Source organism: Achromobacter sp. GW823-FHT04E03 (assembly GCF_058796095.1).
The window spans coordinates 1254446-1278337 of record NZ_JBXAIJ010000001.1 but is presented as its reverse complement, the minus strand read 5'-3'; the positions used below and the strand labels follow the sequence as shown (position 1 = coordinate 1278337).

The 23892-nt window shown below is 60.6% G+C and carries 22 protein-coding genes, 2 pseudogenes and 1 other annotated feature; of the genes and pseudogenes, 6 read left to right on the top strand and 18 right to left on the bottom strand.

The features are described from left to right. Window positions 1-79 precede the first annotated feature (79 nt). The 3 genes and pseudogenes from AC1RHV_RS05920 to AC1RHV_RS05910 form a co-directional block, all read left to right on the top strand. Window positions 80-979, top strand: a complete 900-nt coding sequence (locus AC1RHV_RS05920) for a DUF5677 domain-containing protein (protein ID WP_492300058.1) — start codon at window positions 80-82, stop codon at window positions 977-979. Window positions 980-1088: 109 nt separating this feature from the next. Next, window positions 1089-1421 carry a transposase gene (locus tag AC1RHV_RS05915; RefSeq protein ID WP_492300056.1) on the top strand — a complete coding sequence of 111 codons (333 nt, stop codon included), beginning with the start codon at window positions 1089-1091 and terminating at the stop codon, window positions 1419-1421. Window positions 1422-1522: 101 nt separating this feature from the next. Further along, window positions 1523-2191, top strand: a pseudogene (locus AC1RHV_RS05910) (IS3 family transposase); the annotation flags it as partial. A 399-nt stretch (window positions 2192-2590) separates the two neighbouring features. After that, window positions 2591-2707: a sequence feature (AL1L pseudoknot), on the bottom strand. Here the strand turns inward: AC1RHV_RS05910 and AC1RHV_RS05905 are convergent. Beyond that, window positions 2591-2991 (bottom strand): annotated as a pseudogene (locus AC1RHV_RS05905) (transposase); the annotation flags it as partial. Its footprint overlaps the feature before it by 117 nt. Window positions 2992-3285: 294 nt before the next feature. On the opposite strand from AC1RHV_RS05905, the gene AC1RHV_RS05900 reads away from it, so the two are divergent. Beyond that, a complete protein-coding gene (locus AC1RHV_RS05900) occupies window positions 3286-5181 on the top strand; it encodes a P-loop ATPase, Sll1717 family (RefSeq protein ID WP_492300054.1) in 1896 nt (631 codons plus the stop codon). A 112-nt stretch (window positions 5182-5293) separates the two neighbouring features. Here the strand turns inward: AC1RHV_RS05900 and AC1RHV_RS05895 are convergent, their stop codons facing one another. The 5 genes from AC1RHV_RS05895 to AC1RHV_RS05875 all read right to left on the bottom strand — a co-directional run bounded on the left by AC1RHV_RS05895 (window position 5294) and on the right by AC1RHV_RS05875 (window position 10101). Continuing rightward, window positions 5294-5887 (bottom strand): hypothetical protein, encoded by a 594-nt coding sequence (locus tag AC1RHV_RS05895; RefSeq protein WP_492300052.1) that lies wholly within the window; start codon window positions 5885-5887, stop codon window positions 5294-5296. A 414-nt stretch (window positions 5888-6301) separates the two neighbouring features. Beyond that, window positions 6302-7105, bottom strand: a complete 804-nt coding sequence (locus tag AC1RHV_RS05890) for a DUF2971 domain-containing protein (protein ID WP_492300796.1) — start codon at window positions 7103-7105, stop codon at window positions 6302-6304. 252 nt (window positions 7106-7357) lie between these two features. Further along, window positions 7358-7657: a hypothetical protein gene (locus AC1RHV_RS05885; RefSeq protein ID WP_492300051.1), complete on the bottom strand. Its 300-nt coding sequence runs from the start codon at window positions 7655-7657 to the stop codon at window positions 7358-7360. An 898-nt stretch (window positions 7658-8555) separates the two neighbouring features. Then, complete coding sequence (locus AC1RHV_RS05880; protein WP_492300049.1) at window positions 8556-9131, bottom strand: hypothetical protein; 576 nt, start codon at window positions 9129-9131, stop codon at window positions 8556-8558. Window positions 9132-9240: 109 nt separating this feature from the next. Beyond that, window positions 9241-10101: a class I SAM-dependent methyltransferase gene (locus AC1RHV_RS05875; RefSeq protein ID WP_492300047.1), complete on the bottom strand. Its 861-nt coding sequence runs from the start codon at window positions 10099-10101 to the stop codon at window positions 9241-9243. A gap of 229 nt (window positions 10102-10330) precedes the next feature. Between AC1RHV_RS05875 and AC1RHV_RS05870 the strand changes: the two genes are divergently transcribed. Continuing rightward, window positions 10331-10735, top strand: coding sequence for a VOC family protein (locus tag AC1RHV_RS05870; RefSeq protein ID WP_492300794.1), 405 nt, complete (start codon window positions 10331-10333; stop codon window positions 10733-10735). 34 nt (window positions 10736-10769) lie between these two features. Further along, window positions 10770-11399, top strand: a complete 630-nt coding sequence (locus AC1RHV_RS05865; RefSeq protein WP_492300046.1) for a LysE family translocator — start codon at window positions 10770-10772, stop codon at window positions 11397-11399. 87 nt (window positions 11400-11486) lie between these two features. Here AC1RHV_RS05865 and AC1RHV_RS05860 read toward each other — a convergent pair whose 3' ends face one another. From AC1RHV_RS05860 to AC1RHV_RS05805, 12 genes are all read right to left on the bottom strand, one after another. After that, entirely contained in the window at window positions 11487-12656 is a 1170-nt protein-coding gene (locus tag AC1RHV_RS05860; RefSeq protein WP_492300045.1) for a CMD domain protein, read from the bottom strand. Between the two features lie 18 nt (window positions 12657-12674). Further along, window positions 12675-13970 carry an acyl-CoA thioesterase/bile acid-CoA:amino acid N-acyltransferase family protein gene (locus tag AC1RHV_RS05855; protein WP_492300044.1) on the bottom strand — a complete coding sequence of 432 codons (1296 nt, stop codon included), beginning with the start codon at window positions 13968-13970 and terminating at the stop codon, window positions 12675-12677. Window positions 13971-13973: 3 nt separating this feature from the next. After that, window positions 13974-15545: an ABC transporter substrate-binding protein gene (locus AC1RHV_RS05850; RefSeq protein WP_492300043.1), complete on the bottom strand. Its 1572-nt coding sequence runs from the start codon at window positions 15543-15545 to the stop codon at window positions 13974-13976. Between the two features lie 65 nt (window positions 15546-15610). Continuing rightward, window positions 15611-16624 carry an ABC transporter ATP-binding protein gene (locus tag AC1RHV_RS05845; protein ID WP_054456312.1) on the bottom strand — a complete coding sequence of 338 codons (1014 nt, stop codon included), beginning with the start codon at window positions 16622-16624 and terminating at the stop codon, window positions 15611-15613. After that, complete coding sequence (locus tag AC1RHV_RS05840; protein WP_492300042.1) at window positions 16621-17628, bottom strand: ABC transporter ATP-binding protein; 1008 nt, start codon at window positions 17626-17628, stop codon at window positions 16621-16623. Before AC1RHV_RS05840 ends, AC1RHV_RS05845 begins: the two co-directional genes overlap by 4 nt. Continuing rightward, window positions 17625-18539 carry an ABC transporter permease gene (locus AC1RHV_RS05835; RefSeq protein ID WP_042793948.1) on the bottom strand — a complete coding sequence of 305 codons (915 nt, stop codon included), beginning with the start codon at window positions 18537-18539 and terminating at the stop codon, window positions 17625-17627. The genes AC1RHV_RS05840 and AC1RHV_RS05835 overlap by 4 nt, the downstream gene beginning before the upstream one ends. Continuing rightward, window positions 18536-19510: an ABC transporter permease gene (locus AC1RHV_RS05830; protein ID WP_492300040.1), complete on the bottom strand. Its 975-nt coding sequence runs from the start codon at window positions 19508-19510 to the stop codon at window positions 18536-18538. The genes AC1RHV_RS05835 and AC1RHV_RS05830 overlap by 4 nt, the downstream gene beginning before the upstream one ends. After that, entirely contained in the window at window positions 19507-20970 is a 1464-nt protein-coding gene (locus AC1RHV_RS05825; RefSeq protein WP_175161497.1) for a flavin-containing monooxygenase, read from the bottom strand. Before AC1RHV_RS05825 ends, AC1RHV_RS05830 begins: the two co-directional genes overlap by 4 nt. Beyond that, window positions 20967-21944, bottom strand: coding sequence for a LysR family transcriptional regulator (locus AC1RHV_RS05820; RefSeq protein WP_054456317.1), 978 nt, complete (start codon window positions 21942-21944; stop codon window positions 20967-20969). Before AC1RHV_RS05820 ends, AC1RHV_RS05825 begins: the two co-directional genes overlap by 4 nt. 237 nt (window positions 21945-22181) lie before the next feature. Next, window positions 22182-22412, bottom strand: coding sequence for a hypothetical protein (locus tag AC1RHV_RS05815; protein ID WP_054456318.1), 231 nt, complete (start codon window positions 22410-22412; stop codon window positions 22182-22184). 283 nt (window positions 22413-22695) lie between these two features. After that, window positions 22696-22905 (bottom strand): DUF7661 family protein, encoded by a 210-nt coding sequence (locus AC1RHV_RS05810; protein ID WP_119451334.1) that lies wholly within the window; start codon window positions 22903-22905, stop codon window positions 22696-22698. 16 nt (window positions 22906-22921) lie between these two features. Further along, entirely contained in the window at window positions 22922-23803 is an 882-nt protein-coding gene (locus tag AC1RHV_RS05805; protein WP_492300037.1) for a LysR family transcriptional regulator, read from the bottom strand. Window positions 23804-23892: the final 89 nt, after the last annotated feature.

The window sequence follows — 23892 nt, the reverse complement described above, 5'->3', positions numbered from 1 at the left end:
AACATCAAATGAAAGTATCAGACTGCAATTTCGGAGGCGAAATTGCAGTCTGATACCATTTTCCCTGTAGGCAATATTTATGGAAAATAAAAATAATCAAGAAAAATTTTACGAAGAGCTGAATTTCGCGCATGCTGTTCATTCGCGAGATCATGGGCGCATTCCTGAACTGATGAATATGCTGGATTCGATAAGACGCATACATCGGGAATCGGATGACCTCCTAAGATTGAAATGTAATTCGATGTCAAAAAAGGCTCAATGTGCGGTCATCTTGAGTGCAGTAGAAGAACTTGTCGACGAAATATTGAGTTGTCTACAGAATTTCAAGTTTACTGCGGCAGAAGCCTTGGCTCGAATATCCGTCGAACATTCCGTCAATCTGATGTATATTTTTGAAGAGAAGACTAATGCGCGATCTAGGTCGTTCGTTAAACATTATTTTGATAGTTCCTTGTCTCGGCTAAAAAAATGGCATGCATACGGGGTGCGAGAAAAGATTTCTAACGTAGTGCTGGCGTCGGAGCGGCGTTTAAGAGAGTTGAAGCTCCAGCGTGGCTCCATAGATAGGCTGGACAATGCAACAGGTTGGCCTGATGCGAAGTCTCGGTTTATTTCTGTTGGTCTTGAGGGGTTTTACCACGAAATATTCGCACCAGCGTCTGATTCTGTTCATACTCTCGCCGAGGATGCCTATAATCGCATTCACTCTGATCGAATGGTTTCGCTCGGAGAGTCCGCTGAGTCCATCGGGGCAGTTTTCTCAGCTGAAAAAGCATCATATGCCACCTATCTAGGCGCAAATGCGGTTCTTTTTTATGGAGTGGTATTGCGAGAGTTGATGCTTGATGGAGGGGGTAATGTAAGTAAAGAACTTCTAGACGTGATCGCACGCATGGAGGAATTTGTCATAGAAGTTGATGCGGCAGACGCTGAACTGCGTGAATTTCTTGAATCGCGGCGATCGAGTGGCGGCTAGCATAGAAAGATGTCGCATTTGGCGACTGTCTCGAAAAAAGTGTCGGACTGAGCTAGCCCGGGTTTTCCGGACACCCGAAGAAGTAGACAATACTTGAAGGAGGTGTCCCATGGATAAATCCAAACCCGAAGGCAAGCCGCTTGAAGCCAAACGCCATTATCACAGTCGAGAGTTCAAGATCGAGGCGGTCAGACAACTGGAGGAAGGCAAGGTCAGCGGCACGCAACTATCGCTGATGTTGGGCGTGAAGCGGTCGATTATTTACCGATGGAAGAAAGAGCTGGCGACACACGGCCCAGAGGTCTCATTTCCCGCTAAAGGCAAGGCTCGCACCGCCGAGCAGACCGAAATTCAGCGCCTCAAGCGTCAGTTGGCCGAGGTCACCGAAGAGCGCGATATCTTAAAAAAAGCGGCAGCGTACTTTGCGCGGGAACTGCCGTGAGGTACGCCTTTGTGCAGGCTCATCAGCAGCAGTTCCGGGTCGCTCGGTTATGCCGGGCCTTGCACGTCAGCCGCAGCGGATATTAGGACTGGCAACGTCGTAAACCCTCGGCAAGGCAGCAAGAGGACGTCAAGCTGCTCGCGGCCATCGAGCGGACCCATCAGACCTGCCGGCAAGCGTATGGCGCGGAAAAGACCTGGCGCGCGCTTAACGCCAGCGGCGTGGCGTGCGGCAAGCATCGCGTCGCAAGACTGCGACGCCAGGCCGGCATCGAGGCGCTGCGCAAGCAGCGGTTTCGTCGGCTGGAGAAGCATTCGCTGCTGGGGCCAGCCCCGAACCGCCTGCAACGTCAGTTCACCGTGCAATGTCCCAATAAAGTTTGGGTGGGTGAAATAACGGTTGTACCAACACGGACAGGCTGGCTATATCTGGCCGTACTGCTGGATCTCTACTCTCGGTCGGTGATCGGCTGGAGCATGGCCGAGAAGGCCGACCGCAGGTTGTTGGTCCATGCACTTCAAATGGCCCTAGCCCGGCGCCGTCCCGATCCTGGACTGTTGCACCACAGCGATCGCGGTGCGCAGTACAGTTCGGCAGAGTACCGAGGCATGCTTAAGGACCACGGCATCATCATCAGCATGAGCGCCAAGGGGGATCCCTACGATAATGCCGTGGCAGAGAGCTTCTTCAGCAACTTAAAGAACGAATTAACGCATCACAAGGTCTTCCACAGCAGGGAGCATGCGCGGCTGGCGATCTTTAAACATTGAGGTCTTCTATAACCGCCAGCGAATCCACCAGGGGCTAGGTTATCGAACCCCTGCCCAGGTCGAGGCCTCCGTGCCTTAACCAAACTGTCCGAGAAATCCGGGTCAGCTCAGTCTGACACCATTTTTCATGAGTTTCGGGTCGCGTTATGGATCGGTGCGGGGCTGGCGGTGCTGGGACTCTTGAGCATCGTGCCTTACCTGCGCCGCCGCCAGGAAGGGTGGCACGGAAGAGCGGCTTGCGCTCTATGGTGTCTCCGTGATCGTGGGCAATTTCCTCGGCGGCAGGGGGGGCGAACACCGTGTCGTTCGCGCCTGGGCCTGGATGCTGTCCACCCACGTGAGAATAGGAGTCAGACTGACAATTTCTTCGGCCAAATTGTAGTCTGACACCTTTATTAATGGGGCAACCTGCAACGCCTTGCAGATCGGCTCGACCCCGTGAACAGCCCGGTGCCGGTCGATATAGGTGTTTACGACTTCAGTCTGCGGTCGACCTCCGCCTGGGCGAAAAAAGCGCTCGCCGTGCGCAGGATATCGTTGGCCCGGTGCAGTTCCTTGACTTCACGTTGCAACCGCTTGAGTTCATCGCGTTCGCTGGTCCTCAGGCCCTCACGCTGCCCGCCGTCGACCTCCTCGCGCTTGACCCAGTTCAGCAGGGGCTGCGACGAACAGCCAACCTTCGGAGCGATCGACGCCACCGCCAGCCACAGCGATGGATACCCGCCACGATGCTCCTGCACCAGGCGCACCGCCCGTTCACGCACTTCTGGGGAAAATTTGTTCGCATTGTTCTTGCTCATAGCTCCATTTCCTCAAGAGTTGGAGCCTTTGCGAATCCCGGGGCGATTCATCTCGAGTTCTGAAAGACGCCAAATTTCTACCGGCTGATGCCTGCCTGATCGATGGGCCTACGCCGGGTTTCCATTGGCCGCCACCGATCTGACGAGGGATTGCAAACATGCGCTGTTAACCGGCATAGCTAAATCGATATTTCAAAAACTTTCCGATTGAGACAAAATCGCGTAATATCGATCAGCGATACCGACGATGTTTCACCGAGCCCAGAGCGCTAATCCTTTGGAGAGGAAAGAGGGATGTGGAAGGAGTTGAGGCAACTTAAGGATACTTTCAACGACGCGGAGAATTATAAAACCCGCCAACAAAAGGATTTCTTCAACCAACTGTTTCTACGGACAGAGGATCTGTATAGATGCCTGGATCCAGCAATTTACTATTTGCTGGGCGAGAAAGGGTCAGGTAAGACGGCCTATGCAACGTATCTCGATAACAACACGATCAATGAGACGCAATGCAAACTCACGACAATGACGGAGAGCCAATACAAGAGATTCATTGCTCTCAAGCGTCAAGGGAAGCTGGAGTACAGCGATTACGCGAATATTTGGCGCCCGATGCTTCTTTCCATGTTGGCACAGGTTCTGGTTCAGCGGTGCAAAAGCTTCCTGGGTAATATAACTGGGAAATTCACTGCTATTGAAGAGTTGATCGCTACGTTCGACGACGCATCCTTGAATCCTGAAGTTGAAGTGGCATTTCGGGTTGTCAGTGAATCGAAAGACAAGGTAGGAATCGGTGTCGAGAAAGTCGCCTCGCTGACTTTTGAAGACTCCACTCAGCGCACCGATGAGATCGAAATCATCCGACATCACTTATTGCGAAAAGAGTCGGAGTTGAAGCAAGCCATCGCTGACCTAAAGCTAGGTAAGGACGTTGTGCTCTTCATCGACGGAATTGACTATCGTCCAGAAAGCGTCCCCTATGCAGATTATCTTGCATGTATTAAAGGCTTGGGGGAGGCTGCGTGGCACTTGAATTCGGATTATCTCGGGAATATACGAGATTCAAGAGGCCGAATGAAGATTGTTTTGTTGCTTCGACCAGACGTTTTTCATTCGATGAATATCTATAACTCCAATTCCCGATTGCGCGACAATTCGGTTCTGCTGGACTGGGCGACCACTGAAAAAGAGATGGCTCAGTCTAGGCTTTATAGCGCAGCAGGCCGCTATTTTTCCAGCCAACAAGAGGTGCCGATAGACGATATGAATCCGGTTGAGGCCGCCAACTGGTATTTTAGTGCGGATAAAGGTGAGACGGTCTTTCGGCGCTTCCTTAGAATATCATTCCAAAAGCCGCGCGACGTCCTCACGTTTATCCAGACCGCCAGGGATGTTGCTATTAATAGGTTGGGAAAAGGGGCGGAGAATCAACTTCCCCCTGAAGTATTGAGTCACCCCGTATTTACGAAGGAATATGCGGCGTACCTGCTAGGTGAAGTGAAAAATTATGCTGCGTTCTACATGGAGCAAGGTGATTTTTCAACCTATTTAAAGTTTTTTCAATATTTGAACGGAAAATCGGAGTTCACCTATACGCAGTTTCGCGAGGCATTCGTTAGATTTAAGAAATGGGTCAACGGGGAGCCCTTGCAGGCTACGAGCTATCTGCGCGACCCGGAAGCTCTGCTGCAGTTTTTCTACGACGTAAACGTTATTGGCTATACGGAGGCAATGGAGGGGCGAAATGAGGGGAATGGGCCGTCAAGCAATATGTTCGTGCATTGGGCATTCCGCGAGCGCACATTGAGTGATATTGCGCCCAAAGTCAAAATGTCCGGCATGCTCAAGGTTAACCCTGGAATTTCTAAAGCACTGGATATTGGACTGCAAGCGCAACAGCGTTTAGGGGGGCAACATCCCGAGCATAAGCGGGCTGCGAAGTTTGCCAGGCCTCACCACTCGAGACAAGGTAAGTCGCAAGGTGATGGCCCGTCGGAAAAGAAAAGGCCGTCGAAAGAGAAAAACCACTCCAGAACCTCGCATCATCTTGCACCGCGTGCGGCCGACGCAAATCAACCAAATAAAGACGGCAAATTAGGGAGTGACCAGCTAAGAGGGCCCGGGGCAGAGAAGCGGAAGGCAGGCCAAAGCCAGACGGCAATTGGAGCGCGCGCTCGCTTTAAACAGTGAACTAGAGTGAAAGCTCTTTGAGGGGGGGCTTCCAAAAAAGGGGCCCTTCCCATGCCCTAGGTGTCAGACTACAATTTCGCCGGGGAAATTGTAGTCTGACACCATTTTTACTCTAAAGATCATCGTCTCTGTGTCTAGTCATACCGCTGGACACATCGACATAATAACCACCTCCGAGATCCACTTCATAAATCTCTTGATTGCCTGTAAAGTAACTTTTTCTTCCCAATGACAGAGGCTGCAATGGCAGTGGTTGTGATTTAGAGTCGCGTAAATTTTGAAAATGACGGTAAATTTTATCATCACAACGATAGCGACTCATCTCTCCATGAAGACCAGTTTCATACGTGACACACGATCCGAATTGGTTCTTAATAAACTGCTCGACAAGCCAAGTCATTGCTTCTGGATCTAGCCTAAAACATTCACTATCATTACTAGTGCTAATATGAGGCAATCTCTGAAGCCCGCAGTGCAATTCAAGATGATTTAGTAGTTTCTTCTCAATATCATTAACCTCGCCAGAGATTATTTCAAAGGCAGTATAAATGCAGTAGTCTGGATTCTGAGACGACCTATGACGAGTGTGTAATCCTTCGGTGGTCATGCCGACTTTTGACCAATTTAATTTATCGACATCGCAACCGATATATATCCAATTGCCCTTGCCGATAACAACGTCTAAATCTTCATCATGATAGTTCAATTTTAATAACCTCGATGGGATAAAGACAAATCGTAAGCCTCGCCGATTAGCCGTCCAAGGCCCAATCAAACGACATTCCACTCATGGGCAAAGCATTGACGATGTAGGCTGAGTTTAAGGCGAATTGAGTAGCGCGCCAGACGCAAAAATAACGATGAGAGAGCATGCACATCGAATAAAGGTATCAGCCTGCAATTCCGGAAAGCGGAATTGCAGGCTGATACCTTTTATTTTTGACGGAACTCCGACATTAGTTAGCCAATTGCAAGCAGCCTTGAAGGCGGCAAACAGGGCTTCAAGTTCACCATTGTAGATGGTCTCGTGAATTGGACCAATAGGCTGACTCATCATATTTCAAAATCTTTGACTGTTTGAGATGACGAGTTGACTGCGGGGTCAGCTAACGCTAATTGGTCAATCAGGAATTGTGATTTGCATGCTTTTTGGCGGGTCATACAGCGTTGACCTTCTCACTTCCACCTCGCACCCAAGACTCTTCAGCGTATCCATGTAGGCCTTTTGCAAAGATCTCTCCATCCGAGGGTCGAAGAGAATTCTGTCGAAGAGTTCGTTAGGATTAATCCCAAAGCTGAAGATGTCGTTCTCGCACTGGTTATCGTCGCCAGCGTAGATAAGTCGCATCTCCTTCTCATGAGCGAATTCCTGACGCTTATACAGCAGCGATTCTGCTATGCCCGAGCCATCCGTCTTCATTAAGTCAATTTTCTCAAAAATATCCTTGAGATTTGTCTTTTTCGCATATTGAACCTTGCCGATGAAGCATTTAACATTAGCATGCATGCCCACATGCTCCTTTAGCGCAGCCAACAATTTTCTAGGTGTAGTCGTCACTCGCACGCCGTCTTTCCCATGGGAGTATATGCGCCACATGGCATCAGTTTCGCGATGCAAGGTCCAGCATTGCCCGTAGACCGATTCCTTCGCAGCAAAACTTGTGGCTTCCCCGCCTACTAGAAATGTTGATGAGAGTAATGTGTTTTCAAACGGATCATCCCACTTTTTTGGTTTGACCAATGTGAGCGTTTTGGTGGTCAGCACCTGGATGAAGCGGCTTATTGGAAAAATTCGATAAATTCTAGAATCCATCCAAATATCAATATCTGCAGCCTCAAGGTCTCGCTCAGAAAATATATAGCCGACAGGAGGTTCAGTGCTCATCTCGATCTTATTGCTTGTCGTCGCTTTTTTTTCTATCATCACGCTGTCATCCTTGTATTTAATTTATTCGAACAACGAGTTAAATTTTCTTCTCCACATAGGAGAAATCCAGCACTCGCCCATCATTGTGTAGTCGATGCAGGACTACCTACTACTTCAATGGTGAACGGCCGCGTTCGGGGGATCTTAAGGTCCGCTTCGGGTAGTAAGCTGATTCTCTTGCATCTGACGCTCTGGCTGTGCTATCGCGAGTCAGCATCACGTCAATGCTGACTTCGCCAGACAAATCTTTTAATGAATCGGTTTTGCTTCGTCGGTGAATCTGGATTCATCAAGAGCAGATTCAACAAGATCTGTGATGTGATCGCAGAGACTTTCAATGCCGCCTAGCAAGTTCGATACAACCCAAGGATCGAGCTGCTGGCTACCGGCCCTTTCCGAGTCATTTGCCCCATTGCCAACGATTCGGCTAATTGCCCAAATTCCCTGGCAAGCCCGTTCCATCTTCCGAAGGTCTGAAAATCGAACAACGCCATGCTCGGGATCATCCGGCGTTGCCCAACGGTCAAGGGTGTAGGGGTGGTCATTCATTACGGCCTCCTGTTGAGTGAGGAGCCCGCGTCCCGCTGTCAATCGGGGTGGGCGGGCACAAGGCCGGGTTGACAGACCGGTAACAGGAGCAACCGGCGCACGCGAACGTGCCCCAGCCAAGGCCCGCCCATAGCAGGGACGTGCGTCGGCCGACGGACGTAAAAATGCCGCTATTGCGGCGGCTGTCCGCTCCTGTTAACTCCGGCTGTCAATCCGGACGATCGTTGGTGCGACCGCAGGGCAAGTATAGGCGGAACGGATCATGGCAGTAATGCGACGGGTGGCATTTTCGTCCCTTCCGAAGACTAATGCCTAAATGGACAGGGGACAGCAAGTGATCCTTTGCCTATTCTCACGCAATTTTAGGCGGGGAGAACCGGTCCTTCAGTTTCTGCAATCCTATCCGACGTGATCGAACCGACCACGAACGGGTCCACGAAGGGTATCCCGGAAAGCCTTAGCCGCTTGGTTAGTTCATCCAATGACTTCGCCAGTTCTTTGCGGGTTTCGATGCGCGTAGATGTGGGTGCCGTTCGTCCGTGCCTCAGGCGGCTCGTTGAGGAACGGGTCGTACAAGATGAAGTCCTGGCCCGGTTTGCCCGCTCAGCCGTCATCCCCATCCCGTACACTACCCCGATCATCAGGGAGCGATATGTCGATTCAAAGATTAGGCCGTTGCAGCATCCTCTTGTTCCTTGCCGCCTTGAGCTCCGGTTGTTCATTAGGCGGCGAGTGCGGATGGAACCGCAGCAGCTGCATGTATGAAGGCAAGTACGAAGAGGGCGAGGAAGACTACGCGGAAGACGAAGCGAAGCGCTTGAACAAGAACTCATCCGATCGGTTGCGCCGCAGTTCTGGCAATTGATCCGCGGATCGGGCTTTTCGAGCTCGTGAGGTCCTAGCCAGAGACCTGCCAGTCGCGAAACTGCTTGAACAAGCGAAACCCCACGTAGGTTTCGCTCCTGAGCCAGCGCCGCCGGTAGTAGCAATCCCAGTAGCTGGTCATGCGTTGCTGCGCCAGATCCAGAAAGGCCGGATTGCCTCGCAGAACCGTTCCATAGACGCACTTGTCCAGCAAGGGCAGGCACGCCTCGATGTCCTGCAGAATTTCAACGACGTATTCGCTGCAGAGCTGCACCACGAACGGCACAACCCAAGGCTCGGAAGCCACAGCCAGCCGCTCAATTTGGCGCTGGCGCACGAGGCCGTCGTGATGGCGTGACTGCATGCAGGCGTAGATCAGTGCCTGGGGTTCGTCCAGCTTGGAAGACAGGGAGCCGTTGCCCCCATGCTGAACGCGATAGGGCAGCGCCAACGACTCGTCCTGCACGATGACGGACAGGCCGCGGCCAGTCATGACCGAGGGGCAGATCTTCTCGGCGATATGTGCCACTTCGGCTCGCAGTCGCGCGGGGAAGGCCGCTGTTAGCGGCGCCGTCTGCTCAGGGGATGCCTTGCGCGGGCGAGAGGACATGTGGGGAATGCTGTTCGAATGGCGTTCACCGCGTCATGCGGTGCATCCGGCAGCAGACGACGGCACGCACCACGGATGCTGACGCTGCGGCATGAAGCAGGACAGGCGCTTACGCCGCCGCCTCCGCAGGCTGCGGCACAAAGAACCGATCCTTCAATTCCTGCAGCCCAATCCTCTCCAACATCTCCGTCAGCCGCTCAGCTGCCTTCTTGCGCGGCAAATCCTTGTACTGCGCAATGATCAGCTCATTCTTCATCGAATGCTCCCATCCCACCAGCTCAGTCACGCTGACCTGATACCCATGCGCCTCCAGCTGCAAGCACCGCAGCACATTCGTGATCTGGCTCCCAAACTCCCGCGTATGCAGCGGATGCCGCCAGATCTCAGCCAGCGGATCAGCCAGCGCCTTGGCCTTGTTCTTGCGCAGCACCGAAGCCACTTCCGCCTGGCAGCAGGGCACGACGACGATGTACTTGGCCTTCTTCTCCAAGGCGAAGTGAATCGCGTCGTCGGTGGCGGTATTGCAGGCGTGCAGGGCGGTGACCACATCGATCGTGGCAGGCAGCTTGTCCGACGTGATCGAATCGGCCACGGACAGGTTCAGGAACGACATGCCGCCAAACCCCAGCCGCTTGGCCAGTTCTTCCGACGACTTCACCAGTTCTTCGCGGGTTTCGATGCCGTAGATGTGGGAGCCGTTCTTCAGCGCCTCGGGCTGTTCCTTGAAGAACAGGTCGTACAGGATGAAGCCCAGGTACGACTTGCCCGCGCCGTGGTCGGCGAGGGTGACGGCGCCGCGTTGTTGTTGGACGTCTTTGAGCAGCGGTTCGATGAACTGGAACAGGTGGTAGACCTGTTTGAGCTTGCGGCGGCTGTCCTGGTTCATCTTGCCGTCGCGGGTCAGGATGTGCAGGGCCTTGAGCAGTTCGATCGACTGGCCGGGGCGGATGTCGTGGGTTTTGTCGGACATGGGGTAAGGCAATGCGCCCCGCGATGGGCGGGGCGCATAAGAAGGCGGAAAGCGTCAGTTTAACGAAAACGCCGCCGACGCTGGCGAACCGGGAAAACGGCCCTGGACTGTGCAGTATTTTGCGGTCCAGCTTATCTGGCATGCGAGTAACATGCCCGATGCGATTGAGGCATGTCATGCATTTCTGAAAGCGCCTGACCATCAGGGCGGGCGCGTGGAGAGTCATCAAATGTTCAGCCATATCACTGTCGGAACGCGTGATCTTGAGCGCGCGGGCCGTTTTTATGACGCGGTACTGCTTCCGCTTGGACTGAAGCGCCGCGTTGTCACGCCGGATGGCGGGCCCTTGGCGCTTTGCTGGGTGACCGGTCAATCGCTGCTGCCGCGCTTCTATGTCTACATGCCCTACGATGGCGAGCCGGCGACGGTGGGTAATGGCAGCATGGTGGCTTTTCTGGCTCCTACGCAGGAAGCCGTGAGCACGGCCCATGCGGGCGGGCTTGCGCAGGGCGGGACGGATGAAGGGGCGCCGGGAGTGCGTCCTCATTATGGCGACGGCTACTTCGGCGCGTATCTGCGCGATCCTGACGGCAACAAGGTCCATATCGTTCATCGCGGAGACCTCCCGCTGTAAGGCGGAGAGGCCCGACATCCCTGGAGAAACGCAAATGCTCGTGAGTCAGCTTGCTCTTGTGTACGGCACCTATCTGATTGCCACGGCCAGTCCCGGACCCAGCAATATGGCGATCATGGCAACCGCGATGCGTCACGGCCGTGTGCCGGCGCTTGCGCTGGCGGCGGGCGTCATTACGGGTTCGTTGTTTTGGGCGACGCTGGCGGCGACTGGGATTTCCGCCGTGCTGGCGGCTTCCGCCCAGGCGTTATTCATCATCAAGGTGGTGGGGGGAGTCTATCTGCTCTACCTGGCGTTCCGCAGCGCCAGGTCGGCGTTGAGGCGGGGCGCGGCCTTTGCGAAGGTGGAAACGGGCCGTGCGACGCCGCGCTATCGGGTGCTGTACCGCCAGGGCGTGCTCATGCATATCGGCAATCCGAAGGCGGTGCTGGCCTGGATGGCGATCATGTCGCTGGGGCTGGGGGAGAGCGCGTCGGACGGCACTTTGCCCGCGATTATTGGCGGTTGCGCGTTGCTCGGCGTGATGGTGTTTGGCGGCTATGCGATCGCTTTTTCGACCGCGCCGATGATCGCGCTGTACGCCAGGCTGCGGCGTTGGATCGAAGGGACGGTGGCCGTGGTGTTTGGCGTTGCGGGCGTCAAGCTGCTGACCTGGCAGCGTTGATATCACGGCTTGTCATTGCCGATACTGGTCGGCGATGACAAGCCGCAGGCAAAGCGTCCGGCACGCAAGCGGCCGGGCGCCGCGGGGTCAAGCCTTAGGGAAAACCGGCTCGCCCAGGTTCAGCATCAGGCGATTCGCCCAGGCGAAGATCGCATCCGAATGCAGCAGATCCAGGATCTCGCCTTCATTCAAGCCCGCATCCTTCAGGGCCTGGATGCTGTCGGCGTTCACCGCGGCAGGCGCTTCGGTGATCTGGATCGAGAACTTGCCGATGGCGAGTTCGCGCGCCGTGGTGCCGGCGGTGGCGGGATCCTCGAACACCTGCGCGATTACCTCGTTGCGCTTGGCCAGCTGCTCGAAGCGCTGGGCATGCACCGACGCGCAGTACACGCAGCCGTTGATGCGCGACACGTAGGTCGAACCCAGCTCACGCTCCGCGCGCGACAGGCCGCCGGGCGCATACATGATGGCGTTGAAGGCCGTGGAGCGCTGGCGCAGGATTTCGGGCTGATGCACCAGGAACAGGTAGTAGTCCGAGACCTTGGCCTTGGGGTGGCTTTCTTCCAGGACGGCGACTTGTTCGGGCGTGGCGGTTTCGACGTTGACGACGTCTAGCCAGGCCTTCCATTCCAGCGATTCGTTGGTGAAGCCGTGGGCCTTGATGACGGCGCCGGGCGCGGTGGCGGCGGTGTTGGCGGGGAAGGGCGCGGGCGGGGTGCCGGCGGCGCGCTCGGGCTGGCCTTCCAGGGCCTTCATGGCTTCCAGGCCGGCGACGAGGCGGACCTGGTAGGACAGGAAGGCGACAAGCTGGGACAGCGTGACCACGGCGGGTGTGGAGACGCCGGCGGCGGGCAGGGTCTTGAGCGCGGCTTCGTCGCCTTCGACGGGCTTCTCGATCAGCTTGCGCGTGAACTCCAGGATGGCGGCCAGGCGCGGGGTGGCGGCGTCTGACGGCTTGCCTGATTCGGCGACGGCGATGTCGGCCGGGGTGGCGCCGGCCTCGGCCACGCGCTTGCGGTAGTGCGCGGTCAGCAGCGGCGACGGGGTGATGCGGGTGGCGTACAGCGCGACCAGCAGGCGCTCGGCCAGGGACAGGCCGGGCAGCGCGGGGTCGAACAGGGCGTCGTAGCTGCCTTGGGTGGCGGCGGCGACCTTCTCGCGGAAGTGGCGCACTTCGTAGGTCTTGGCGCCCGGGGCCAGGCCGATCAGGCGGTCGACGAGGTCGTCCGTGACGTTGTAGACGATGGGTTCAGCCATGCGGATCTCCTTGATGCTTTACTTGGCGGCGCGTGCTGCGACAGCGGCGTCCAGGAACTGCTTCACGCCTTCCCAGGATTCCTGGTCGGCGCGGGCGTTGTCCTTGGGGTTGCCGCCGCTGGTGCTGATCTTGCCGGACACGGGGTGGGCGTAGACGAGCTGGGTGGTGGGCACGTAGGGGAACAGGATGGAGTGCCCGCCGTTCTCGTAGTCCAGCCACTCGACCGGATAGGGGTGGTTCACCTCGGCCAGCTTGTCCTGCACCATCTTGGAATAGATGCTGGACGGCCAGGAGCCGTCGTCGGTGCCGGACAGCAGCATGACGGGGCCCTGGATGTCTTCGACCTTGATGCGGGCGCGGGCCACGGCGTCGGGGTCTTGCAGGGCGGTGAGGATGGCTTTCTCGTGGCGGTGCGGCGAGGGGCCTTCGTCGAACGGCGCCCAGGTGGCGGTGCGGTTGTTTTCCCAGACGTGGGGGATGGGCTTGCCGCCCAAGAGCCACGTGGGGCCTTCGCGGCCGATCTTGGGGTCGCAGGCGTTCTGGCCGCTGTGGACCACGGCGCCGGGCACGTAGGCGACCACGGCCGAGACTTCCTCGGGGAAGGTGGCGCCCAGCAGCAGCACCAGTTCGCCGCCGCGCGACTGGCCGCTGATGGCGACGAAGTCGTGCTTAGGCTGGACCTTCTTGCGCAGCCAGCGCAGGCCGGTCTGGAAGTATTCCAACGGGGTGTTGGAGATGTAGTCCGACAGGCCCGGCGCTTTGAAGTAGGCCAGCGCGAAGGCGGCATAGCCGCGCGATGCGTAGAGCGCCGCGCGCGGTTCGTTGATGCCGCCGCCGGAGCCGTTCAGGATCATGACTGCGGGGAACGGGCCGGGGCCGGGCGGCAGGTACAGCGTGCCGACCAGGCCTTCCTCGCGCACGTCCTGGCGCGTGACGCCGTCAGCCGCCAGGCGCTGGGTGAAGCTGGCCTGGGCCTGCGCGCCGGCGACGCGCGCCACCACGTCGGTGACCAGGGCCTCGGTCACCGGGTGGTTGAAGTGTTCGCGGCTGGACGAGTCCACGGGGGACTGCGACCAGACCAGGCCCATGGGCGCCACGCCGGCGTAGTCGCCGGACACGGGCGCGTCGCGGCCCAGGTCGACCGTGCCGTCGGCGCCCGCCACGAAGGCGGCCTGGCTTTGCCAGAGCACGCCGTTGCGGCGGGTCAGGGCGGTGATCTCCACCGTCTGGCCGGGGGCGACGTGTTCGACCCGGATCTGGCGCGGCACGTCGATCAGGTCGACGGCCGGGGTGATGGTCAGGGTGGGCGTCATGGCTTACTTGCCCGATTCTTTCGTCACCATCATGGCGGCCGTGCGGTCGCTGGTCATGGGGGTGACCTTCAGGCCCTTCTTGGTGGCCCAGATGTTCTTGTAGTGGAACAGCGGGATGATGCCGACGTCGTCGTACACGATCTTGACGGAGTCGCGCAGGATGGCTTCACGCTTGGGCACGTCGAATTCCGAGGTGGATTGCTCCAGCGCGGCGTCGACCTTGGGGTTGCTGTAGCGGCCCCAGTTGGACGCGCCCAGGCCCTTCTTGGCGTCGGCGGTGGCCAGGATGTTGACCAGCGCGTAGCTGCCTTCGCCGGTGCCGTTGCCCCAGGCCAGCATGCTGACCGCGAATTCGTTCTTGTTGGCGCGGCCCGAGTACACGGCCCATGGCACGACTTCCACCTGGGTCTTGACGCCGGCGCGGGTCCAGAACTGCGCCACGGCCTGGGCGGTTTCCGGGCCTTGCGGGTAGCGGTCGTTGGGTACGTGCATGGTCAGCTTGAAGCCGTCCGGGTAGCCGGCTTCGGCCAGCAGCTTCTTGGCTTGGGCGACGTCGTTGGGGATGTCCTTGACGTCGGGGTTGTAGCCGATGGTGCCCTTGGGCATCCACTGGTTGGCTTCGGTGGCCGCGCCTTGCAGGATGCGGTCGGCGATGGCCTTGCGGTTGATGGCCAGGTTCAGGGCCTGGCGCACGCGCACGTCCAGCAGCGGGTTCTTGTCCAGCGGCTTGCCGTTGTTGTCGGTGATGTACTGGTTGGGCGCGGGGTTGAAGCTGGGCTGCAGCAGCATGACGCGCAGGCCGTCGTAGGGGTAGACCGACACGTTGGCGGCCTTTTGCAGCTTGGCCAGGTCGGACACCGAGACCTTGTCGATCACGTCCACGTCGCCCGCCAGCAGCGCGGCGGTGCGGGCGGCGGCGTTGTTGATGTAACGGTAGTTGACCTTGTCCCAGATCTGCTTGTCGCCCCAGTAGGCGTCGTTGCGTTCCATGATGACGCGGTCGCCGGGGGTGTAGGACACGAACTTGTAGGGGCCGGTGCCGACCATGGCCTTGCCCGAGTTGTAGTCCTCGGTGGTGGACTTTTCACCGACGTGCTTGCTGACCACGTGCACCGACGCCAGGTTCAGCGGCAGGTCGGGGTTGGGGGCCTTGGTCTTGACGATGAGCGTCAGCGGATCCTTGGCGGTCATGGTGTCGATGGTGCGCAGATAGCCGGCGTAGGTGGCCACGCTGCCCGGCACGGCGCGCGCGCGGGTGTAGGAGTAGATCAGGTCATCGGCGGTGAAGGGCGTGCCGTCCTGCCACTTGACGCCTTCGCGCAGCTTGAATTCCCAGGTCTTGTCGTCCAGCGGCTTCCAGCTGACGGCCAGGCCGGGCTGCAGCTTGTTCCACTTGTTCTCGATCAGCAGGTCCCAGAAGTGCAGGGCCACCGAGCGGTCGCCGGCGTGGTTGTTCAGCTGCGGGTCCAGGGACGACAGCGGGTCGGCGAAGCCGATGGACAGGTCGTCGGCGCTGGCGGCGGCGGAAGCGCCGAGGATGGCGGCGGTCAGGGTGGTGAGAATCAGGCGTTTCATGTTCGGAGTCCTTGGTATAGGGGGAACTGGCGGTTGGTTCGGGCGCCGCGGCGCGGCGGCGGTGGTCACGCCATGTCGTTCAGGTGACAGGCGCTCAGGTGGTTGATAGCGATTCCCTTCAAAGTGGGAACCTCGGTCTTGCAGCGCGGCATCGCATGCGGGCAGCGCGGATGGAAATGGCAGCCTCCCGGCGGATTCAGCGGGCTGGGGATCTCGCCCTTGATCGCGGTAAAGGTCTTGTGGCGCGACTTCAGGCTGGGGATCTCGGCCAGCAGGGCCTGCGTGTACGGGTGGTTGGGATGGCGGAAGACTTCTTCCACCGTGGCCGTTTCCACCACGCGGCCCAGGTACATGATCACGACGCGGTCGGACAGGTGCTCGACCACGCCCAGGTCATGGCTGATGAAGAGATAGGTCAAGCCTAGGTCTTCGCGCAGGTCCATGAACAGGTTGAGGATCTGCGCCTGGATCGACACGTCCAGCGCGGCCACCGCTTCATCGCACACCAGCATGGTGGGCTGCACGGCCAGGGCGCGGGCGATGCCGATGCGCTGGCGCTGGCCGCCGCTGAACTGGTGCGGATAGCGCTGGCGCAGCGCGGGGTCCAGGCCGGCGCGTTCCAGCTGGGCGCTGACGTAGTCGTCGAAGTCGCCGTTGCCGACCAGGCCGTGGATGCGGGCCGCTTCGCCCACGATCTCGTCCACGCGCAGGCGCGGGTTGAGGCTGGCGTAGGGGTCCTGGAAGATCATCTGCACTTGCAGACGCGCCGCATGGGCCTGGGCCGAGTTCATGTCGGCCGGGCGCACGCCGTTGATGCGGATCTCGCCGCCGGACGGCGTCAAGAGGCCCGCGGCGATGCGGCCCAGCGTGGACTTGCCGCAGCCGGACTCGCCGACCAGGCCGACCACTTCGCCGGGGTTGACGATCAGGTCGACGTTGTCGACGGCGCGGGTCACGGCGGGCGGCTTGGACAGGCCCAGGCGCTGCATGGCGCGCGTCGCGGGGCCTGTGGGGCGTTCGCCGAAACGCTTGCTGACTTGGCTGAGATCAATCAGCGGGGTAGGGGCGGTCGCGCTCATGCCATTACCTCGCTGGTCTGGATCGTGGGATGGAAGCAGCGCACTTTGTGTTCGGGCAGGGCCTGGGTGATGCCGGGCTGCCGGCCGCAGGCGGCGGTGGCGCGCGAGCAGCGCGCCGCGAAGGCACAGCCCGCGGGCAGGTTGAGCAGGTTGGGCGTCATGCCGGGAATCTGGCGCAGGCGTTGGCCGCGCCGGTTGTTGCTGGGCAGGCTGTCGATCAGGCCCACGGTGTAGGGGTGCTGCGGACGGTCCAGCACGTCGTCGACGGTGCCGTGCTCGACGATGCGGCCGGCGTACATGACCGCCACGTCGTCGGCCAGGCCGGCCACCACCGACAGGTCATGGGTGATCCAGATCAGGCTGGTGCCGTGCTGTTGCGCGAGCTTCTGCACTTCGGACAGGATCTGCGCCTGGATGGTGACGTCCAGCGCGGTGGTGGGTTCGTCGGCGATGATCAGGTCGGGCCGGTGCAGCATGGCAATCGCAATCGCCACGCGCTGGCGCATGCCGCCGGACAGCTGATGCGGATAGGCCAGCAGCCGCTCTTCGGGGCTGGGGATGCCCATCATGCCCAGGGTGTCGCGCGACAGGGCGCGGGCCTGGGCCACGCTCATCTTGTTGTGGGCGCGCACGGTCTCGATCATTTGCGCATCGACCCGCAGCACGGGGTTCAGCGTCATCATCGGATCCTGGAAGATCATGGCGATGCGGTTGCCCTGCAGCTTGCGCAGCTCGCGCGGCGCAAGCTTGGTCAGGTCGCGGCCCTGGAACAGCACTTCGCCGCCGACGATGCGGCCGGGGGCATCGACCAGGCCCATGATTGAGAAGCCCGTGACGGACTTGCCCGAGCCGGACTCGCCGACCAGGCCCAGGATCTTGCCACGTTCGAGCGTGAAGGACACATCGTCCACGGCGGGCAGCACGCCCGCGCGGGTGTGGAAGTGGGTGCGCAGGTTGCGCACCTCCAGCGTCGGCGCGCCGGCAGTATGGCGGTCGGCGCTCATTTGTGGGTCCTCGGGTTCAACACGTCGCGCAGGCGGTCGCCCACCAGGTTGATCGCCACGATGGTGACCAACAGCGCGATGCCAGGATAGAAGCTGATCCAGTATTCGCCGGACAGCATGGTCTGGAAGCCGTTGGAGATCAGCAGCCCCAGCGACGGTTCGGTCACGGGCACGCCCAGGCCCAGGAAGCTCAGGGTGGCTTCCAGCGTGATGGCGCGCGCAATCTGCAAGGTGCCGATGACGATCAGCGGCGGCAGGCAGTTGGGCAGGATGTGCTTCAACATGATGCGCCAGTTGGGGATGTCCAGGCAGCGGGCGGCTTCCACGTATTCGCGGCGGCGCTCGACCAGGGCCTGGCCGCGCGCGGTGCGGGCGTAATAGGCCCATTCCAGGATCACCAGCGTCAGCACCACGTTGCCCACGCCCTTGCCCAGGTAGGCCAGGATCATCATGGCCACGAGGATGGACGGGAACGACAGGATCAGGTCGACCAGGCGCATGATCAGCGCGTCGACCTTGCCGCCGGCGTAGGCCGCAAGCAGGCCCAGCAGCGTGCCGACGATGCCGGCGATGACGGCCGAGCCCACGCCCACCATCAGGCTGATGCGCAGGCCGTACAGAATGCCCGAGAGCAGGTCGCGGCCCTGGCCGTCGGTGCCCAGCCAGTAGTGGAAGGTGTCCAGGCCGTTCATGCTGCCCGGCGGCAGGCGCGCGTCCAGCACGTCGATCTGCAGCAGGTCATAGGGATTCTGCGGCGCGATCCAGGGCGCCAGGATGGCGGCCAGGATCAGCAGCGTGGCAACGGTCAGGCCCAGTACTGCCGTCTTGGACGACATGAACTCGGCCAGGTTGCGCCGCCACGGCGATTCGCGGCGCAGCGCGGGAGTGGGGTTTGTCGATACGGCGCTCATGCCGAGGCCTCCAGCCGCACCCGCGGGTCCAGCACTTTATAAAGAATGTCCACGAGCAGGTTCAGGGTCACGAACAGGCACACCACCACGATCAGGTAGGCCACGATGACGGGGCGGTCCAGTGCGTTCAGGCTGTCCAGGATCAGCTTGCCGGCGCCGGGCCAGGCGAAGATGCTTTCCGTGACCACGGCGAAGGCGATGGTGGAGCCCAGCTCCAGGCCCAGCACCGTTACCAGCGGGATCATGGTGTTGCGCAACACGTGCACACAGACCACGCGCATGGGCGACAGGCCCTTGGCGCGCGCGAACTTCACGAAGTCCAGCGGCAGCACGTCGCGCACGCCGGCGCGGGTCAGGCGGATCACCAGCGAGATCTTGAACAGCGACAGGTTGAACGCCGGCAGGATCAGATGGCGCCAGCCGTCGGCCGTCAGCCAGGACCATTGGAAGCCCAGAAATTCCACCGTCTCGCCGCGGCCGCTGGCCGGCAGCCAGCCCAGCGACACGCTGAAGGTCATGATCAGCATCAGCGCGATCCAGAACGTCGGCAGCGAGAAGCCGACGATGCTGCCCGCCATGATCATCTTGGCGAAGCGGCTGTCCGGATACAGGCCGGCGTACAGGCCCAGCGGCAGGCCCACCACCACGGCCAGCATCATCGCGGCGATGGCCAGTTCGAAAGTCGCCGGCAGGCGCTGGATCACCAGTTCCACGGCCGGGATGTTGTAGACGAAGCTATTGCCCAGATTGCCGTGCAGGGCGCCGTTCAGGAACGCCAGGTACTGTTCCCACAGCGGCTTGTCCAGGCCGAGTTCGGCAATGATGCGGGCGCGGTCCACCTGGTCCACGTCCTGGCCAATTAGGATGTCCACCGGATTGCCGATGGCGTGCAGGCCCACGAAGACGATCAGCGTCATCAGGAAGACCACCACCGCGGCTTGCGCGATGCGGCGCAGCAACCAGCCCGTCATTGCGCGGTCTCCGCTTGCGGGGCCGGGGCCGGCGTCCATTCATCGCCGAACACTTCCGGCTCGCAGAACGCTTCCATATTGGCGTAGTGCGTCTCCACGTCCTCGCGATAGAACAGGCCGGCGATGCCTTGCGCCAGGCGCTTGGCGCCTTCGCTGATGGCCGGGATGTCGCCCGAGATCGTGCCTTGCGTCAGCGCGGCGGGGTAGGAGAAGCAATGCACGCGGTCCAGGCCGGGACAGGCGCCCGGGGTCTTTTCCTGCAATTCGAATACCGCGCCCAGGTCGGGCGAGTCGTGCAGTTCCTGGTCTTCTTCGCCAGCCGGCGGCACGTAGCGGTCGCCCCAGGCGCGCACGTGCGGCGCCAGCGCGGCGAACTCCGGACGCACGGTCCAATCGATGCGGAAACCCGTGGAGAAGATCAGGAAGTCCAGCACGAACACGCCCTTGGGCGTGGTGACGTGGATCTCGTCGCCGACCAGCGCCAGGTCCTGCACGCCGCAGCCCAGGTTGAAGCGGGCGTTGGGGTGGCGCGAGACGCGCAGCGTGCTGCCGCGGGGCGGCGGCACCTGGGCGGCGTTGATGTAGTGGCGGATCTTCCACTTCCATTCGTCGGGCAGGGTCAGGTGCCCATGGGTCAGGCCCGGATTGCCCGCACCCTTGCCCTTGTTGATGCGCGGAATGTCGTTGCGGCGGATCAGCAGGTCCACGCTGGCGGCGCCGGCTTCCAGCGCGGTGGCCGCGCTGTCCATGGCCGACGCGCCGGCACCTACCACGCCCACGCGCTTGCCGGCCAGGGTGTTGTAGTCCATCACGTCGGACGAATGCGCCCAGCGGTTGCGCGGCAGCTTCTTTGCAAAATCAGGCACATAGGCGCCGCCCAGGCCGTCGCGGCCGGTGGCCAGCACCACGCGGCGCGCCAGCACCGTGCTGCGTCCGGCGGGGGATTCGATGTCCAGCTGCACCAGTTGGTCGGCGCGCGGCAGCACGGCCAGGATGCGGTGTTCGTTCTTCAGGTCCAGGTCCAGTGCGCGGCGGTACCAGCGCAGGTAGTCCATCCATTGCAGGCGCGGGATCTTGTCCAGCGCTTCCCAGGCTTCGGAGCCGAACTGCGCCTCGAACCAGGCGCGGAAGGTCAGCGCCGGCAGGCCCAGCGCGGGGCCGGTCAGCTGCTTGGGCGAACGCAGGGTTTCCATGCGGGCGGTGGTGGCCCAGGGACCTTCGTAGCCTTCGGGCGCCTGATCGAAGATCGGGGCATTGATGCCCAGGTGCTTGAGCGAGGCGGCCGCGGCCAGGCCGGCCATGCCGCCGCCGATGATGGCCACGTCCAGCACCGGCTGGCCGTCGACGAGGCGGGGCGTGACCCAGTTCTTGGCGGGGATTTCCAGCCAGGACAGGTCTTGCCGCAGGCGCGCTTCCAGCGCGGTTAGGCCTTGCGGCGGGGTGGCTACAGGCTGATTCATATAGCAGGGGATTCCGTAAGAGGGGCGTCGTCGCCATAGATCGACTGCAGCAGGGCCGAATGCTCGGCGGCGTCGTGCAGGGCGAAGCCGGGCAGCAGGGCCGCGGCGGCTTGGGCGAGCGCGTCCGCCATGGCCTGGCAGGCCGGCGTCAGCGTTTGCGACTGCGGGGTGATGACCCCGAAGAAAAAGGGTATGTCCAGGTCGATGGGACGGATCGCCACGCCCGGCATGGGGGCGCCGTAGGCGGTGATCGGTTCCAGCACCGACACGCCCAGCCCGGCGCGCACGGCGGCCAGGGCGTTGACGGACGAGTTGGTTTCCATGGTGCCCAGCGTCTGGGCGTTCTGCGCCAGCGCGGCATCCAGGCGGCGGCGCAGGCGATAGGGATTGGCCATCGTGATCATGCGGCGCCCGGCCAGTGCGGCGACTGGCACCACGGCTTGTTGCGCCAGCGGATCGTTTTCCGGCAGCGCGACCACACAGGGCGCTTGCCCGATCCAGTGCACCGTCAGGCCGCGATGCTCCAGCGGCAGGCTGGTCGCGCCCAGTTGCGCGGCGCCGGATAGCACGGCGTGCACCACGCGCTCGGGCGAGGCGCTGCGCAACTGGATGCGCGCGGCGCCGACCCGGTCCTCGATGCGCTTGAGCGCGTCGGGCACCAGGCCCGCCGCCAAGGCGGAAGTGGCGGCCATCAGCAGCGGCTGGGCCTGGCCGCGCGCGATTTCATCGGCGCGGCTGCGGATCTGCTGCATGCCCGCCAACGCGCGCTCGACGTCGTCATACAGCAGGAAGCCCTGCTCGGTGGGCGTCACGCGCGGGCCGCTGCGCGCAAACAAGGGATAGCCGATCTCGGCTTCCAGTTCCTGCAACAACCGGCTGATCGCCGGCTGGGAGCGTCCCAACAGCCGGCCGGCAGCAGTGACGCTGCCCGTGGACATGACGGCCGCGAAGGCCTCGAGTTGACGAAGTTCCATCTGGTTTGATTTATGCCAAGGACGAATTCTTGCCCGGCAAGTATGCGCTTTGCAAATAATTAAAGAGCATAAGTAAATTCCCTGATGGGGTTTTCATCAGGGAATTTCATAACTGGTAGTTATTTCAAGGGCTTGCGGCGGTGGCGCCTGTACGCCGCGCCGGACAAAGAAAAAGCCCGCGTCGGCATTCGCGGGCTTTGCGAGCATTAACGGGAGAGAAGCGGCCAGCCTGGGGCGTCAAGAATGCCCGCGTCCCTCGCGCCGGTAATACAGATAGCGTTCGATCTCCGCCTGTTCCACCGCTGGTTCCAGCGAGCGCCACCGGACCACGTAGCCGCGATGCGCTGGCGGCATCCAGCCCAATACGGAGTACATCGTGACTTCGGTCTGGCCAGTATTGAATTCCGTCTCGAAGAATCCCTGGCGACCCGGCGGCTCGCTGCCGCAAATCCAGCTGGAATCTGGCATGGCGCTCTCCCGTACGGCTTCAATCCTACGCGCCGGTCCGGGAAATGGCATACGTTCTAGCCCCGATGCGGGTTGCGTCCACCTTGTGTTAGAAACACGGATGGGGCTCTTGCGGCATGATTGCCGCGATCTTTGCGAACCTTTGCAGTTCGATTTGGCGGATGCCGGTAGTATTCGTCCATCGAACCTCAGGAGCCCGTCATGCACAGTCAGCAACCCGCGCCCGAGCCGAACAAGCGCCGTTGGCCTTTCGGCTACGGTGAAGAGGAGTAGTCCGGCTGCCCTAGCCGATACGCTCAATCCGGTCGCCCGGACCGGACAACTCGTGATAGATGTCATCCAGATATTCGGCCAGCCCGTCCGCGGGCACATCGGCAGGAATGGCAATGTCCGCAGCCCGTACGCGTTTGCCGGCGTCCGAACGGTACGCCGTCCACACCGCGCCCTCGCGCTGGATGTCGAGCTGAAACCTGCCGTAGATGTCGAATTTCATCGATGTCCCGAAAAAATCATGACCAGGCCAGTGCCAGCTCGGCAGCCATGCTGCGCGTGAGTCCCAATAGCGCTTGAGCGGCCGGGCTGAGCGTTTCGCCGCCGCGGGTCAGTACTTCCAGGCTGCGGACGGCGCTTTGGTCGACCAGGGGCACGATCGCCAATTTTGCGCTTGCCGTCACCGCCAGGGCGGGCAGGATGGTGACGCCGAAGCCCTGTTCGACAAAGGTCAGCAAGGATGTGGTGTTGCGCACGGTCAGCAGCGAGGCGTCCACCAACGCGGCCACTTCCGGGGAGTCGAACCGGGCGCACAGGCCGTTCGCAATGAACTCCGCGGCGTCGATATCGCGCCAGCGCGCCTCGCGCCGCAGCTTCGTCAGGCGGTGCCCGGCCGGACACACCAGCACGAAACGGTCTTCGAACAGGGGCTCGGTCACGATGCCGGGTAGGGGCGCCGGCAGCGTGGCAATGCCGAAATCGACCTCGCCATCGGCCACCGCCTTGCCCACCGCGGCCGAGTCTATGTCGCGCAAGTCCACACGTACCTGTGGATACTGCTTGCGCATCGAACCGATGACCTGCGGCAATAGCCGGATGGACGCCGAGGGCACGGCGGCCACCTTGGCCGTTCCCAGCGCGCCGCTGGCATAGCGGACCATGTGGGCCACGGCCGAGTCGAATTCCGCAATGGCCCGCTGCGCCTGCGCGCGGACATAAAGGCCCAGGGGAGACAAGCGGATCTTGCGTTCGCCTTCGAACAAGGGGCCGCCCAGCTCCGACTCCAGCTGCTTCAAGGTCATGGAAAGCGCCGCCGGCGTACGGCCGACGCGGTCACCGGCCTGCGCCAGTTCGCCAGCATCGACCACGGCCATGAACATGCGCAGATGCTCGAGTTTCATATTTAAGAAAATATTAAATAGAACGAAGTTATTTTAGTTTGACTGAATTCTGGCCGGAAATCTACAGTACCGCTCACTGCCATTCAAGG

Coding starts and splice junctions, on each gene's coding strand:
- AC1RHV_RS05920 (WP_492300058.1), top strand. CDS start 80: ATGGAAAATAAAAATAATCAAGAAAAATTTTACGAAGAGCTGAATTTC.
- AC1RHV_RS05915 (WP_492300056.1), top strand. CDS start 1,089: ATGGATAAATCCAAACCCGAAGGCAAGCCGCTTGAAGCCAAACGCCAT.
- AC1RHV_RS05900 (WP_492300054.1), top strand. CDS start 3,286: ATGTGGAAGGAGTTGAGGCAACTTAAGGATACTTTCAACGACGCGGAG.
- AC1RHV_RS05890 (WP_492300796.1), bottom strand. CDS start 7,105: ATGATAGAAAAAAAAGCGACGACAAGCAATAAGATCGAGATGAGCACT.
- AC1RHV_RS05885 (WP_492300051.1), bottom strand. CDS start 7,657: ATGAATGACCACCCCTACACCCTTGACCGTTGGGCAACGCCGGATGAT.
- AC1RHV_RS05880 (WP_492300049.1), bottom strand. CDS start 9,131: ATGTCCTCTCGCCCGCGCAAGGCATCCCCTGAGCAGACGGCGCCGCTA.
- AC1RHV_RS05875 (WP_492300047.1), bottom strand. CDS start 10,101: ATGTCCGACAAAACCCACGACATCCGCCCCGGCCAGTCGATCGAACTG.
- AC1RHV_RS05870 (WP_492300794.1), top strand. CDS start 10,331: ATGTTCAGCCATATCACTGTCGGAACGCGTGATCTTGAGCGCGCGGGC.
- AC1RHV_RS05865 (WP_492300046.1), top strand. CDS start 10,770: ATGCTCGTGAGTCAGCTTGCTCTTGTGTACGGCACCTATCTGATTGCC.
- AC1RHV_RS05860 (WP_492300045.1), bottom strand. CDS start 12,656: ATGGCTGAACCCATCGTCTACAACGTCACGGACGACCTCGTCGACCGC.
- AC1RHV_RS05855 (WP_492300044.1), bottom strand. CDS start 13,970: ATGACGCCCACCCTGACCATCACCCCGGCCGTCGACCTGATCGACGTG.
- AC1RHV_RS05850 (WP_492300043.1), bottom strand. CDS start 15,545: ATGAAACGCCTGATTCTCACCACCCTGACCGCCGCCATCCTCGGCGCT.
- AC1RHV_RS05845 (WP_054456312.1), bottom strand. CDS start 16,624: ATGAGCGCGACCGCCCCTACCCCGCTGATTGATCTCAGCCAAGTCAGC.
- AC1RHV_RS05840 (WP_492300042.1), bottom strand. CDS start 17,628: ATGAGCGCCGACCGCCATACTGCCGGCGCGCCGACGCTGGAGGTGCGC.
- AC1RHV_RS05835 (WP_042793948.1), bottom strand. CDS start 18,539: ATGAGCGCCGTATCGACAAACCCCACTCCCGCGCTGCGCCGCGAATCG.
- AC1RHV_RS05830 (WP_492300040.1), bottom strand. CDS start 19,510: ATGACGGGCTGGTTGCTGCGCCGCATCGCGCAAGCCGCGGTGGTGGTC.
- AC1RHV_RS05825 (WP_175161497.1), bottom strand. CDS start 20,970: ATGAATCAGCCTGTAGCCACCCCGCCGCAAGGCCTAACCGCGCTGGAA.
- AC1RHV_RS05820 (WP_054456317.1), bottom strand. CDS start 21,944: ATGGAACTTCGTCAACTCGAGGCCTTCGCGGCCGTCATGTCCACGGGC.
- AC1RHV_RS05815 (WP_054456318.1), bottom strand. CDS start 22,412: ATGCCAGATTCCAGCTGGATTTGCGGCAGCGAGCCGCCGGGTCGCCAG.
- AC1RHV_RS05810 (WP_119451334.1), bottom strand. CDS start 22,905: ATGAAATTCGACATCTACGGCAGGTTTCAGCTCGACATCCAGCGCGAG.
- AC1RHV_RS05805 (WP_492300037.1), bottom strand. CDS start 23,803: ATGAAACTCGAGCATCTGCGCATGTTCATGGCCGTGGTCGATGCTGGC.